At 30.7% G+C, this 14,736-nt stretch carries 12 protein-coding genes and 1 tRNA gene; 8 read left to right on the forward strand and 5 right to left on the reverse strand.

Annotation, left to right across the window (positions count from 1 at the left end; all coding sequences use genetic code 11):
• Positions 1-950: thiolase domain-containing protein (locus ABIK75_00005; GenBank protein MEO0089483.1), on the reverse strand; the 950-nt coding region annotated here is incomplete at its 3' end.
• A gap of 14 nt (positions 951-964) precedes the next feature.
• Positions 965-2,077, reverse strand: coding sequence for a hypothetical protein (locus tag ABIK75_00010; protein MEO0089484.1), 1,113 nt, complete (start codon positions 2,075-2,077; stop codon positions 965-967).
• Between the two features lie 628 nt (positions 2,078-2,705).
• Here ABIK75_00010 and ABIK75_00015 point away from each other — a divergent pair.
• The 3 genes from ABIK75_00015 (at position 2,706) to ABIK75_00025 (ending at position 6,232) form a co-directional block, all read left to right on the forward strand.
• On the forward strand, positions 2,706-3,611 hold the full coding sequence (locus ABIK75_00015) for a hypothetical protein (protein MEO0089485.1): 906 nt from the start codon (positions 2,706-2,708) through the stop codon (positions 3,609-3,611).
• Between the two features lie 92 nt (positions 3,612-3,703).
• Entirely contained in the window at positions 3,704-4,204 is a 501-nt protein-coding gene (locus ABIK75_00020) for a hypothetical protein (protein MEO0089486.1), read from the forward strand.
• A 51-nt stretch (positions 4,205-4,255) separates the two neighbouring features.
• On the forward strand, positions 4,256-6,232 hold the full coding sequence (locus ABIK75_00025) for a peptidyl-prolyl cis-trans isomerase (protein MEO0089487.1): 1,977 nt from the start codon (positions 4,256-4,258) through the stop codon (positions 6,230-6,232).
• Positions 6,233-6,235: 3 nt separating this feature from the next.
• Here ABIK75_00025 and tsaE read toward each other — a convergent pair whose 3' ends face one another.
• The 3 genes from tsaE to ABIK75_00040 are packed head-to-tail and all read right to left on the reverse strand — an operon-like array spanning position 6,236 to position 8,607.
• Entirely contained in the window at positions 6,236-6,649 is a 414-nt protein-coding gene (gene tsaE / locus ABIK75_00030) for a tRNA (adenosine(37)-N6)-threonylcarbamoyltransferase complex ATPase subunit type 1 TsaE (protein MEO0089488.1), read from the reverse strand.
• A 3-nt stretch (positions 6,650-6,652) separates the two neighbouring features.
• Complete coding sequence (locus ABIK75_00035; protein MEO0089489.1) at positions 6,653-7,825, reverse strand: acetyl-CoA C-acetyltransferase; 1,173 nt, start codon at positions 7,823-7,825, stop codon at positions 6,653-6,655.
• Complete coding sequence (locus ABIK75_00040; GenBank protein ID MEO0089490.1) at positions 7,825-8,607, reverse strand: enoyl-CoA hydratase-related protein; 783 nt, start codon at positions 8,605-8,607, stop codon at positions 7,825-7,827. Before ABIK75_00040 ends, ABIK75_00035 begins: the two co-directional genes overlap by 1 nt.
• Before the next feature lie 113 nt (positions 8,608-8,720).
• Between ABIK75_00040 and ABIK75_00045 the strand changes: the two genes are divergently transcribed.
• The 5 genes from ABIK75_00045 to ABIK75_00065 form a co-directional block, all read left to right on the forward strand.
• Positions 8,721-11,417: a T9SS type A sorting domain-containing protein gene (locus tag ABIK75_00045; GenBank protein ID MEO0089491.1), complete on the forward strand. Its 2,697-nt coding sequence runs from the start codon at positions 8,721-8,723 to the stop codon at positions 11,415-11,417.
• A gap of 42 nt (positions 11,418-11,459) precedes the next feature.
• Positions 11,460-11,545 (forward strand) — tRNA-Leu (locus ABIK75_00050).
• Positions 11,546-11,857: 312 nt separating this feature from the next.
• Positions 11,858-12,454: a hypothetical protein gene (locus ABIK75_00055; GenBank protein MEO0089492.1), complete on the forward strand. Its 597-nt coding sequence runs from the start codon at positions 11,858-11,860 to the stop codon at positions 12,452-12,454.
• A gap of 58 nt (positions 12,455-12,512) precedes the next feature.
• Positions 12,513-14,372 carry a hypothetical protein gene (locus ABIK75_00060; protein ID MEO0089493.1) on the forward strand — a complete coding sequence of 620 codons (1,860 nt, stop codon included), beginning with the start codon at positions 12,513-12,515 and terminating at the stop codon, positions 14,370-14,372.
• A gap of 139 nt (positions 14,373-14,511) precedes the next feature.
• Positions 14,512-14,736: hypothetical protein (locus ABIK75_00065; GenBank protein MEO0089494.1), on the forward strand; the 225-nt coding region annotated here is incomplete at its 3' end.

The raw sequence follows: 14,736 nt of genomic DNA on the forward strand, positions 1-14,736 counted from the left end.
CTTTGGGTTTTTCCATCAACTAATAATTGTGGTGCTTCTCCTCTATCACATAAAAGTAATCCTTCTAAATGGTGAAGTTCTTTATAATCAAAGGGGTCATAAGGCTCAACAACATCTATCTCTCTTCTTGGGTTTCTTATTCCTGCCATTTTATATGCCATTCTTGCTGCCTCTTCCACATATCTCGGATAACATAAATCTCGATTTGTCCAATAAGCAGTATCTAAACACCAACCGACACCACTAACCCATACGGGTTTATCAGTAAACCTTCTTGCCAGATATTCATTGGTCATCACAATCGCACAAGCACCATCTGATACTGGTGAAACATCTAATCTTTGGACTGGATAACAAAGGACTTCGCTATTTAATACATCCTGGACAGTTATCTCTTGGGCAATTTGGGCTGCTGGATGGTCTAAGGCGTTCTTTTTATTTTTTACTGCTACCAAGGCAATCTCTTCTTTTTTTATTCCATAAGTTTGCATATATCTGTGCATTTCTAAGGCAAAAATCCATAATAAATTTGGTCCTAATGGTCTTTCGGTAGTATGGTCAAAAATTGTCAAAAAGGCACCTTGCGGATGGGGTTGATAAGAAGACATCTTCTCTTCACAAACAACTAAACAGGTATCAAATATTCCGCTGGCAATATAATACCAACCAACTGCTACTGAAAAAACGCCTGTTCCGCCACCGACATAACATCTTAAATAGGGTTTACCAAAAGCACCAGCGCCACAAGAAAGATATTCACCTTTCATATGGACGCCATCAAAAGTATCAGGAGCACTTCCTAAAACTACTCCATCAATATCTTTCAATTTGGCGCCACAAGAATCTAATGCTGCCTTTGCTGCATAATATGCCAATTCTTTACCTGTTTCTTTTGCCCTTCTTACAAATTTTGTCATTCCCGCACCAACGATTGCAACCCTTCTTCCCATAATTTTTCCTCCTTTTATTCTCTACTTAAAACTAATACACAACTATTTTCTGTTGGAATGCCTCGCCAAGATTGAACTACAGCCTTCCTTGGTAAATCATTATTTATTTTTACCTGAAAACCACCTGCTTCACCCCGTAATTGTAAAACTGCCATTATCAATCTCATTAAACCAGTTCCTTCGTATATATAACCCATACCTAAACTACCACCTGATGGATTTATTATTGTCTCATTAAGATTCAAAGCGATGGCGTGCTGTATTTCTTTATATGAATAAGTATCATCAATCTCACAGAAATCAATCTCTTTATCAGGATTAGTAATACCCGCCATTTCATATGCCCTTTTACCTGCTTCTTCGGTTGCTCTTGGATAATCCCAAGACCTAACTTCTAAATTTGGTGAACCTTGGATAAAAGAAAATCCATCAATATAAATCGGTTTCTTTTTCAAATCTTTTGCCACTTCTTCACTTGCCAAAACAACAACACAGGCACCATCGGCATAAGGACTCACTTCTAATTCGTTCAACGGATAAGAAATAGGAAAAGAGTTCAAAACGTCTTCAATCGTTAGATTGGCACCATAACAGGCATAAGGATTTTTTAAAGCATTTCTTTTATTTTTGACAACTACTTGGGCGCAGTCTTCTTTGGTAAATAAATGATGATATAGAAAAGAGTTATACTCCAAACCAGCGATAAATATGGAGTTAACATTTAATGGTCTAATATAGATTGGGTCTAAGGCACACATATGAACTCCATCGGGAGTTAAGATATTAGAAGATTTTGCGTGGGCTTCTACAACCGCAATTTTAAATTCACCAGTTAAAATTTGCAAAATCCCTGCGCAGACACCAAAAAGTCCATCAGAAGAAATCGTGTGAACCTGTTTTAAGGCACCACCAAGTTGGTCAGGCACATATTCATCAAAAATACTTGTTCCTTCAATATAGTCTTCTGAGCAACAGACAAAGGTATCAACATCCTTTCTGGGATTAATTCCACAATCATCATAGGCTTTACAGGCTGCCTCAAACATCATCTCTTTATAAGAGACATCCGGCGATAATGGTCTTAATGGTGTCATACCAACACCCACGATACAAACCCGCTTTCTCATTTTTCCTCCAATTTAAATTTTAATTATAATCCATTTATAAGATTTTTCAATTATTTATTTATTTATTTATTTATTTACATTACTGTTTTTAAATTCAATTTTCGAATTCTCTCAGATTTAAAGATATACATCTTTCAATTTTTAGAAATAATCTTTTTTAAAATTTTTAAAAAATATTTTTCTTTTCTCAAAACAAAGTAACAAGTTTAAAGAATTAAAAACTTATGCATGTGAATTGGATTTTATTAAACAAAAGATTAGTTAATAATGTTTTGCTTCAAATATAAAAAATTTTTAAATTGTTAAAAAGAGAGTTAAAGAATCTTAAAAGTCTTTATTATCCTTAGAGTTTCGTTGGTTATTCTTTTAAAACATAATTAACTTCATTAACTTATAGTATTAACATACCTTGTAATCTTCATTATCTTCTCTTTTCAATTGAATGACATTAAATAAAAAATAGTGAGGGAATTTTTAGTTTTATAATTAAACATATAATTAATAAAAACTTTTAGATTTTTATCAGTTAAAAGGAAGAAATTTTTTATTTAATTGTTTATGATTTAGTGATAATTTTTCTTTTTGAGAGTAATTGACTTTTATCTTTATATTTTATAAAATTATCTTAATGAAAAAATATATTTTCCTATTTATTTTCTTTGCTCTTTTTTCTCAGGAATATATTGGTGAGTTTGAAGAGTTAGGAACTTCCGCTTGTGGCGTTGGCTTTGGTCAGGCAATGGTTGGCTTGAAAAAAGACGGTTCTTCTTTTTATTATAACCCTTCGCTTACCTGTCTTCATAATAAAAAAGAGTTTTATTTCTATCATTCGGAAAATTATGGTGGAGAGTTTAGAAATGAATATTTCTCTTTTATCCTTCCGAAAGAAAAATATAGTTTAGGTTTTTCTTTATATGCCAATCTCATTCCTAATATTCCATATTGTTCTTTGCCAGACCAAAATTCACCACCAAATGAAAGCACCAATAAACCAATATTTGTAAAGAATGTTTTTGCTTATGACCTTATCCCCTATTTCAATTTTGCCTTTTTCTTAAAAGATTTCCTTATATTTGGTTTTAATATGAAAATTATCTACCGTAATATTTATACTTATTCAGGATTTGGTGGCGGTATTGATTTTGGCTTCTCTTTCATTCCTGAAAAAGATATATTATTAGGTCTCAGAGTTAGAAATATTACAAGTTCACCAATCATTTGGTCGGATAAGAAGATAGAAAAAATAAAACCAAATTTGGCAATTGGCATCAGTAAGAATTTTGGTGCCCTTACCCTTGCCTATGAAGGTGAGTTAAGTTTAAATAAACTTCCTGATAATAATAGTTTTGGATTGGAATATAAAATAAAAGAACTGATTGCTTTACGAGTTGGTTTCTATCACCATTGTTTTTCTTTTGGTTTTGGTATAAATTATCGTTCAATCTATTTAGATTATGGTTATGAAACAAAAAAATATCTGGAGAGTGATTTACCGGCTTCTACTTTAAAAGTAAGCGGAGGAGTGAAATTTTAAGTCCGGAATACGGAAGAAAATTTGTCCATCTTTTTGCACTTTTAATTCCAATTCTTTATTATTTTCTGCCTAGAAAATTAAGTATCTTTTTAATGTTTCTAACTGCTTTAACATTTGTCTTGATCGATTTTTTAAGGCTCCATATCAATCCGCTAAAAAGTATCTTCATAATTTTGTTTGGTTCATTATTAAGAAAAAAAGAATTTAGTTCTTTAACCGGTGGCAGTTATCTAATGCTTGCTTCTTTTGTTAATATGCTTATCTTTGAAGATAGGGGTATATTTATGGCATCAATTGCTTTTCTGGCGGTTGGTGACACGATGGCAGCCCTTGTTGGCTTAACCCACGGAAGAACAAAGATTTTTACATTAAGAAAAACATTAGAAGGAATGATCGCCTGTTTTTTATCTTGTGCCTTAATCAGTTATATTTTATCTATTTTACCCAATATAAATTTGCCTTTAAAGATTGGCTTGATTGGTGCCAGTATAGCAACAATTATTGAGATTATTCCCTTAGAAGTGAATGATAATGTCCTTATCCCTTTAGTTTCAGCAATTGGTATGCAGATTTTTAAAGCAATTTTAATTTAACTTGACTTTAAAAAGAAAATATTTATAATTTTTTCTTAAAAAGGAGGAAAGATGATAAGAAAGAAGACAATTTTAACCTTAATAATTAGTGCCTTTTTATTTAATCTTTTTGCTACCAATAATTTTTTAACTCCCCTTTATAATTGTTATCTTACCAAAGAATGGGAAAAGGGAATAAATTATTTAGATTCTTTATTATCTTTAGAGAAAAATCCGGAGAAGATAATTATTTTATTAATAGAAAAAGGTGATATCTATTTTGATAAGTTAAGAGATTATAAGAAAGCAGAAGAAATTTATCAGGAGATTATTAATAATTATAAAAAGTCAAAACTTTTACCAGAAGTCTATTATCGGGTAGGGCTTTTAAAAGAATTACAAGAAGATTATTTAAATGCGGCTCAGATTTATGAGAAAGTTGCGGTTGAATATCCAAAATCAAAATATGCCGAAGATGCCTTAGATGCCATTGAAAGGTGTTTTAAAAAGAACTATATGGAAAAGGTTGCTATTGTTGATGGCTGGCCTATTACTCAGATTGAATTTGACGAAAGAATTTCAAGAAATCCTACGGCTTATGAGAAATATGAAGATAAATTAAAACTTCTTTATGAAATGATTGATGAGAGATTATTATACTGCGAAGCAAAAAAGAAGAATCTATTTCCCTTAATAAAAGATAATTATGAAGAACATAGGAAGATGCTTCTTTTTCAACAATGGTATAACGATGAGATAGTTAACAAAGTAAAAGTTTCTAAAAAAGAAAAGAAGGATTATTATAAGAAAAACAAAGGAATTTATATAAAAGAAGAGCAAGTAAAAGCAAGAGAAATTTTGGTAAAAGATTTACAAACTGCCTTAGATTTAAGAGAAAAGTTCCTTAAAAATGAACTTATCTTTGATTCAGTTGCCAAAGATACGACCATTAATCTTTCTCCTCACAAACAAGGTGATTTAGGATATTTCCGCAAAGGAACTTATGATAAGACAATTGAAAAAGTTGCTTTTAAATTAAAAGTTGGCGAAATATCTAAACCAATAAAAACAAAAGATGGTTATATACTATTAAAATGTGAAGATAAAAAGCCAAAAGAAGTTAAGAAATTTAAAGATGTGGAAGGTGATATTGAACTGAGGATAAAAAATGAGAAGATTAATAAATACTACGAAGAGAAGATAAAAAGTTTAATGGCAAGTGCTTCACCGGTAATTGACACTCAAGCAATAAAAGAAAATAGAGAAGAGATTGCTAAATTTAATAATATCACGATTAAAAACTCTCAATTACAAGAAAGAATATCAAAATTACCGCCTTTTGTTCGTCCCCAATTTGAAACACCAGAAGGAAAGGCAAGGTTAGTAGAAAATATTATTCAAGAATATTTGATATTAAAAGAAGCTGAATCAGTTAAATGCTATCTCAGAAATGGTGTTTTTGGACCATTGCAAGAGCGACTGAAAAGTCTTCTAATTAATGAATTAAAAAAAGAGGAAATTTCTAATAAAGTGATAATAAAGGAAGAGGAATTGAAAAAAGATTATAAAACTAACTTAAAAGATTTCTTTGTTCCGGAACAGGTTAAGGCAAGAGAGATTGTTGTCCGTTCAAAAGAATTAGCCGATAAGGTAAGAATGAAACTATTAAAAGAAAAAATACCTTTTGATTCTTTGGTAAAAGAATATTCTGTTTCTCAGACAAAATATTTTGGCGGTGATTTGGGATACTTTTCCAAAGACGATAAACATAAACCAAAAGAAGTTATTTCTTTTGCTTTTCAAGCCAACAAAGGAGAAGTTAGCAAACCAATAAAACTGAATGATACCACCTTTGTAATCATAAAAAAGGAAGACCATAAAAAAGCCCATTATCGTCCCTTTGATGAAGTAAAAGATAAGATTGAAAGAAAATTAAGAAAAGAAAAAGAAGAGCAACTTTATAATGAATTCATTGCTGATTTAAGGAAAAAAGCAAACATTGAAATCTTATTAAAAGAAGAACAGGAAAAACAAGAAGAAGAAAAATAATATTTAAAGTCCTTCTATTTCAATCTCCCTTTCTTTCTCTCCGGTAATAAATATTTTTATATTAATCCTTTTTTTTGGTAAAAGTTCTTCAATCTTTTCTGCCCATTCAATTAAACTTATTCCATCTCCATAAATATAATCTAAAAGTCCAATGTTATTTATCTCTTTTATATTCTCTAAACGATAAAGGTCAATGTGATAAATAGGAAATTCTGTTTGATAGATAGCAACAATTATAAAACTGGGACTTTTTATTGGCTTTTTATAAGAGAGACCGGAGACAATTCCTTTTATCAAAGTTGTCTTACCACTTCCCAATTCACCATAAAAGGCTAAAATATCGCCTTTTTTTAACTTTTTTGCCAGTTTTTCTCCAAATTGAATTGTCTCTTCTTCAGAATAGGTTTTTATTTTCACTTACTAAATAACTTCAATTGCCATTGCTACTGCCTCACCACCGCCTAAACAGATTGCCGCTAAACCCTTTGTTTTCTTTATCTCTTTTAAGGCATATATTAAAGTTACAAGAATTCTTGTACCACTGGCACCAATTGGGTGTCCCAAAGCAACTCCACCGCCTTTTACGTTTACTTTATTCCAATCCCAATTCAACTCTTTACCATCAGCAAGTACTTGGGCAGCAAAGGCTTCATTTATCTCTATTAAATCAAAATAATCAATATTTACCTTCAAAATATCTAAAATTTTTCTAATTGCTTTTACTGGTGCATAGAATAACATCTTCGGCTCAAGACTACCAACAGCATAAGCAACAATTTTTGCCAAAGGTTTTAATTTATATTCCTTTACAATATCTTCCGAAGCAACAACAACTGCTGCCGCACCATCACTAATTTGGGAAGCATTACCAGCAGTAACTGTTCCATCAGGTTTAAAAGCCGGTCTTAATTGAGCAAGTTTCTCTAAAGAAGTATCTGGTCTTGGACCTTCATCTTCTTTTACAACAGTTGGCTCTCCTTTTTTCTGAGGAATAGTAATCGGAATTATCTCTTCATTAAATCTTCCCTCTTTTGTTGCCCTAACTGCCTTCATGTGACTTTCATAAGCAAACTTATCCTGCATCTCTCTTGTTATACTACTTCTTTCAGCAGTAAATTCAGCCAACATTCCCATATGGACATCTTCAAAAGCACACCAAATACCATCATAAATCATTCCGTCAACCAACTTCACTTCTCCCATTCTCACACCAGTTCTTAAACCATATAGATAATAAGGAACATTAGACATTGATTCTTGTCCACCAGCAATCATAACTTTCGCATCACCAGCCTTTATTGCTTGGCAAGCAAGAACAACAGAAATTAATCCTGAGCCACAAACTTTATTAACTGTAAGCGAAGGAATTTCTGGCGGTATCCCTGCTTTAATTTGTGCCTGTCTTGCTGGTGCCTGACCTAAACCAGCAGGACAGACATGACCCATTATCACACCATCAACCTTCTCTTTTGGTATTCCTGCTTGTTCCAATGCTCCTTTGATAGCAATTGCTCCCAATTCCGTAGCCTTAAAACTTGCTAAACTACTTAAAAATCTGCCAATTGGTGTTCTTTTTGCGCCAATAATATACATTATTCCTCCTTTTTCCAATTAGGTTCTCTCTTTTCTAAAAAGGCTTTTAAGCCTTCTTTTGCTTCTTTACTACTAAAATTCAAGGCAAATAACTTTATCTCCCACTCTTTTGCCTGGTCAATACTCATATTTAAAGATTGGTTTATTGCTTGTTTTGCCAATTTTATTGCCAAAGGACCGCGAGCAATTATCTTCTTTGCTAAATTCTTTGCCTCTTCTAATAATTTATCTTTTGGATATACTTTATTAACTAAACCAATTCTCAATGCTTCATTAGCATCAATCATTTCGCCGGTAAAAATTAATTCCTTGGCAATTCCTGCACCACATATTCTTGGCAACCGGATATTTCCGCCAAAACCAGGAATTATTCCCAATTTTACTTCTGGCTGACCAATTTTTGCATCTTCTGCCATTAATCTAATATCACAAGCCAAAGCAATCTCACAACCACCACCCAAGGCATAGCCATTGATTGCCGCAATCACAACTTGGGGAAGATTCTCAATCTTAGAAAGTAAACGATGACCATTACAAGCAAACCTTTCAGCATCAAAAGGAGAAAAATTTACCATTTCAGAAATATCTGCACCAGCAACAAAAGCCTTTCCTTCGCCAGTAATGATTAAAACCCGAATTTTCTCATTCTCTTTTATCAAATCAATCGCCTTTTCTAATTCTAAAATAGTTTCGTTATTTAAAGCATTTAAAACCTGTGGCCGATTTACTTTCAAAATTGCTATCTCTTCTTCGTATTCTAAAATAATATTTTTAAAATCCATAAAACCTCCTAATTAAAAAGATATTATACAAGAACTTATTTAAAAGTCAAAAACTGTTTGAATTATTTTCTTTTTAAATTATAATTTTAAAAATGAAAATAAATGGAGGGAATATGATTAGAAAAACTTTTTATTTTCTTTTATTAATTTTTCCAGTAGTAGTAATAAGTAAAGAAGTTGGTATATTCTTAGAAGAAAAGATAATTAACGGAGAAAAATTCATCCATCATACTCTTTTTGACGGTAATAAAGAAATCAGCCTTGATGAAATATCAAAAACTCCTTCTTTAAGTTTCTGTCCGGAAACGGGATTGATTTGGGTAGACCGAAATCACCGAGCAGCAATTGTTCAGAGTATTGATATTACTGATGATGGAATGGGAATTTTTGCCAATTGGTATTTAAATAATGAACGGGCATCTTTTTATCGCACTATTGGCAGTAATTCTCCTCTCTGGGAATATTCCGGTAGTTTTTATTGGACCTATGGCGGTCATTCTATTGGTGCTTCTTATAATGGTTCTGGTTTGGTTTTAAGTAGCCAGAGTAGTTGCTATTATTGGAATAAAAATTCTTCTTTTCCGATATGGATTTACAATTATCCAATAACTGGTGGCGGAATAAGTAAAATCTCTTATGATGGAAATTATGTTGCTTCAGCAACTATTAGCGGCGATTTGTTTCTTTTTGATAAAGAAGGAAACTTAATTTGGCAAGCAAATTTTAGTGAGGGTAATCGTTTACAGGGTTTAGATATATCTAACGATGGCTCAATAGTAGTTGTTACTGTTTACGATTCCTGTTTTATTTTTGAAAATGGTGTAAGAAGAGGTGCTTTACCAATTGGCACTTATAATTGTGGCACTCAATACGCAGCAAAAATTTCTTATGATGGAAGATTATTGGTAACCGGTGATTATTATGGCTATGTAAAACTTTATTATTGGAATGGTTCTTCTTATCAATTAAAATGGTCAAGTTTAGTAGGTAATCCTTGGGTAACTGATGTGGCTATCTCAAAAGATGGTTCAACAATTGCTTGTGGTACTGGTTATGCTAATGGTAAAGTGGTTGTTTTTGATAGTTCCTCAGCCACACCTTTATGGAGTTATCAAGGTTACGGTGGATATGGTGCTATGATAAGTTCGGTTGCCTTATCCTATGATGGTAGTTTTATTGCCACCGCCTCTTGGGGTGATACTGCCCAAACTGGTTCCTTTTATGTCTTTACTATTCATCACAGAAGTTCCAATATCCCAATAACCGGAATTACCCGTAACCAAGAACCAGGTTCACTTTTTGCTTGTGATATATCAAGTGACGGTAGTTACGCCACTTGTGGTGGTAAAGCAGTCCACGCTTATCGTTTAGGAAATGGTGGTGAAGTATATTCAATAACTATTAGAAGAAGACCAAAATTAAATGTCGGAACAACGAATATCCTTTCGCCTTCTCGCCATATCCGCGTGAATGAAACAATTACTCCCCAAGCACAATTTTATAATTTTGGTGACAGCACAGTGAATTTCTATGCCTATTCAATAATAAAAGTTAATGATACTATTTTAAGAAAAGAGTCATTATTAATAACTTCCTTAGGTCCTAATTCTTCAAGAATATTAACTTTTGGTAATTTTACTCCTTCCTTTTATAGTTATTATGATTTTCTATTTTATACCAACCTTATTGGTGATACCTATCCTTATGACGATTCTTTATCAATTAAATCAAAGTGCTTTCATGATGCCGAAGCAAAACTAATAAACCCACCTTTTTCTGAAATGACTGTTGGCTATACCTTTCCTTGCAAGTTAACAATAAAAAATAACGGTTCTTATAATGATTCAATCAAAGGGATACTTATTATCAAAGATTCACTAAATAATGAAATTTATATTGATTCAGCAGTTTCTCCAATTATTTACCCTGAACAAGAATATACTTTAACTTTAAGAAATTTTACTATTCCTTATGTTGGTTCTCTCAAAGCCGAAGGGAAAGTAAGAGTTAATGATGATTTTATTTCTTCTAACGATACTATAAGCAAAAACTTTGTCGGCAGTTATGAGATAATATATGATGATGGCTTAGCAGATGCTTATTATTGGGTTGGTAGATTAAATAATGATAAGTTTTATGTGAGATTTACACCAACATTAACACCACCTTTTAGCATCACTGGCGGTAGAGTTATGGTAAATATGGCTAATACTCCTTTTGATTATATTCTTTTATGCAAAGATGAAAATGGCAGACCAGATACCACCAATCCGCTTGCCCGCGTAGAAAATATTTCTTCTCCTAATGCGCCATCTTGGGCAAATTTTCTTTTCAATGTAAATATTTATTCATCAACTGATTTATGGGTAGTATTACACTGGCCTAATAATTCGCCTGCCTTAGGAGTCGGTGCTGACGCTAATGAACCAAGGGATTATCGTTCTTACTGGTCTTCCAATGTTGATACTTTTCAATTATGGCAATTCCATGATTGGATGGTAAGAATAACTCAATCACCTCAGGTAGTTATCAATGAGAATTTATCAAAGGAAAAGAAAAAAGTTTTCATCTCACCAAACCCATTTTTTAAAGAATTAAATATCAAATTTTCTTTTTCCTTTTCGGAGGATTTAACAATAAAAATCTATGACATAAAAGGAAATCTGATTGATAAAATAATAAGAAACAATTTAAAACCCGGTGAGTATAACTTTAAATGGCAAAAAAGAAATCTTTCCCAAGGTGTTTATTTAATTGAATTAAATTCTAAAAGTTTTCAATACAAAGAAAAGGTTATCTATCTAAAATAAAATCTTGATTTTGGATTTGTCTTAATTATAATTTAATAAAGTGCCGAAGTGGCGGAACTGGAAGACGCGGCGGACTCAAAATCCGCTGAGGGTGACACCTCGTGAGGGTTCGACTCCCTCCTTCGGCATATTTTATTATTTCTAATACTAATCCCTTTATTAAAGAAAATGGATATAAAAAATGAAAATATTGAAATTATTTTTAAAAAGAGTAGTTATTTAAAACCTTTAACTTAATAGAATAAAATTACAGTTCTTTTTAAAATTTTTATTACTTTCTTTATCTTTTAACTTTATAAATATGTCTAAACATATTTACTAAAAATTTCCCTTGACATGACATTAAAAAAAAAACTATATTATATATAAAAAGAATGAATAATAAAAATGAGATATTGAAATTATTTTTTAAAAAATGTAAAATAAAAAAGGAGGTTAAAATGAAACCATATGGAATTATATTTTTTCTTATTTTTAGTATTAATGTTTCTTTTTCTTTTCGCCGTATTCCATCCGATGTGATAGTCCCCGGTCTATTAGAGCTTAATCAACAAACGGGAGATGTATTGTGTATATGCCCTAACTCATCGGCTACTTGTTATTGCGTATTTAGAGATGATCCGATAGCTGCTTATGTAGGCGAAGATGATAAATATTTATATTTTAAATCAAAAATTGATACTCTAAATGAAAAAGTTAATTTTGTGATTGATGTAAGAGGCAACTATTTAATTGCTTTTGAAAAATCAAAAATTGAAGAAGAGTTTAAAAGAAATAAAGATTTTTGGGTTACTGATACCACAAGAAGAAGAAATCAACCAGGAATGTTTTTTGAAGAACCTCTTACTGGAACTTTTTGGTGTTTTTGTCCGGACCCTATCGCAACTTGTAGATGTATTTATTACCCAGGTACTCCTGAATTTGAAAATAGTTTTGTGGGAGAAAATGAGAAAGGGAAGATTTATCGGGCTATTAGAAAAGGAAAAAATTTTTTAGTTCAACCCACAGGTACAGATTTTGTGATAATTTCAGAGTAAATTAAATGTAATCTTTCTCCGAGTTGTTAAATGTAATAAAAATAATCGTTTATAAGTTATGGGATTTATATTTCTCTTAATATTTTTTAGTTTAAGCGAAGCAAAAATAAATAAATTAAGGGAATTCCGAATCTTTGAAAAATTTAGGGGAAAATTAGAAAATTGGATTTCTTATCGTCCTTCAACTTTTTTAACATTTGATAAAAAATTATTTACTATTAAAACAGATATAGAAAAAGAAACAAGTTATATCGTTTCTTTGTCTCTTTTGAATAAGGAAAAATTGAAAATAATCCATGGTTTTAAATTACCTACACCAGTATCTCTTACTAATTGTGATAATAAAATGATTGCTGTGGGTGGTCCTAATCTTAAACAAATTTTTATATTTGATACTGCGGGAAAATTGATAGATGAGTTCTTGCTTGATTTTAGTAGTTTACCAACGATGGCAAAAATTATGAATGAAACTTTACTTATTGTGAGTGGTAAATCTTTTGAATATGGAATAGAAATTTACAATTTAAAAAATGGTAATTTAATCAGGAAAATTTTTAAAATACCTTCTTATATTAAAAATTTAATAAAAAAGGGATTAAACCATTTAGGTTTTCAAGTGGGTTTTGATATAACACCTCAAGGAAATTTGATAGTTACTACTTCGGTTGACCCTTATATTTATGAGTATGATATTTTTGGGAAATTATTGTTTATCTACAAAGATTATCCAGAAAATTATATTCCATTAAAAAAAGTTCCACCATTAGATATTAAAGAAGAGATTAAAAAAGAACAAAATACTAAAAAGATAGTAAAAGAAGAATTTGAAAAATGGATAAAATTGTGGACGGTAAAAGGTGTGCCAATGGTATTTAATAAAAATTATTTCTTAATTCAAAGAAATTGGTACCCTCCTTATTATCTGGATTTTTATTCAATTTCTGAAAGAAAATATATTGGTTCAATAAAAACAAATTATGTTTTATTATATGCGATGCCTTACGAAAATCTTTTTTATTTGGTTGAATCAGCGGAAGAGAGTTTATTAACGATTGGTGAATACGAAATGGAAATAGAGAGCAAAGAAGCAATTTTAAAAATTGAAGACGATATAAATAGCACTTTCTCGTCGATTTTAAAAGAAGGAATTTTGAATATTTTGATGATTGCTACACCTTTTGATTGTGGTTTTTATGAATTACTAAAAGAAGTGAGAGGGTTTAAAAATATAGATTATAATTTTTTAATTCTTATTTCTCATGACAATTTCTTAGCCCTTTCTAAATATTGTTCTCGATTAGAAAAAAATTTAAATCAAAAAGTTATTCCAGTCTTAAATCTTGCTTCCTATTTAAGAAAAAAGGGAATAATTCATACAACACCAGCTTTGTTAATTTTTGATAAGAATAAAAAATTTATTACTAATTATGATTTATATTCACAAACTCCTTTTAAAAAGTTCTTATCTTCTTTATATAAAACAAAAACGGAATTAAAGGTTGAAGAAAATAAAATAAAAAAGAAGAAAATTCTTTTTCTTTGTAATCGAAATTTACTTTCTTTTATTGCTCAACAAGAATTTAAGAATCTAATTAAAGAGGAATATGAAACTTATAGTGCCGGTATTTTTCCAGTGGATAAATTAGATGAAAATCTTATCCAAATTTTTAATGAAATAGGTATAAATCCAAATGAATATCAACCAAGAGAACTCAAAGAGTTTTTAAAAGAAGATATTGATTATTTAATTATTCTAACAGAAAACGCAAAAAGAGAAGTTGAAAAATTGGATTTAAAATACAATACTTTAATTTATCATCCCTTTTTTATTCCTTCTTCAGAAAATAAAGAAGATTATTTGGCAATAAAAAACAAAATCAAAGAATGGTTATTTAAAACCTTTAACTTAATAGAATAAAATTACAGTTCTTTTTAAAATTTTTATTACTTTCTTTATCTTTTAACTTTATAAATATGTCTAAACATATTTACTAAAAATTTCCCTTGACATGAAAAAAAAAAACCTATATTTATTATGTAGGGCTTAAAAAGGAGGTATGAAAGGGAAAATAATGAGTTTATTTTTAGCATTAATTGTTTTAATTTTTTCTTCTCCCTTGGAGCAATTAGAAGAAATCCAACAGGCAAATATCCAACAAGGAAATGTGATTATCACTGGCGAAGAATTTGAAGCAGCCCCTAATGGTATATATGTAAAAACCTATCTTTTAGATACCCTATCTCCTGCCCATTGGTGTTGGGTAAAAGCACAAGCAGTAGAG

It is taken from the genome of candidate division WOR-3 bacterium, from assembly GCA_039801725.1.
GTDB lineage: Bacteria > Hydrothermota > Tepidihabitantia > Tepidihabitantales > DTDR01 > DTDR01.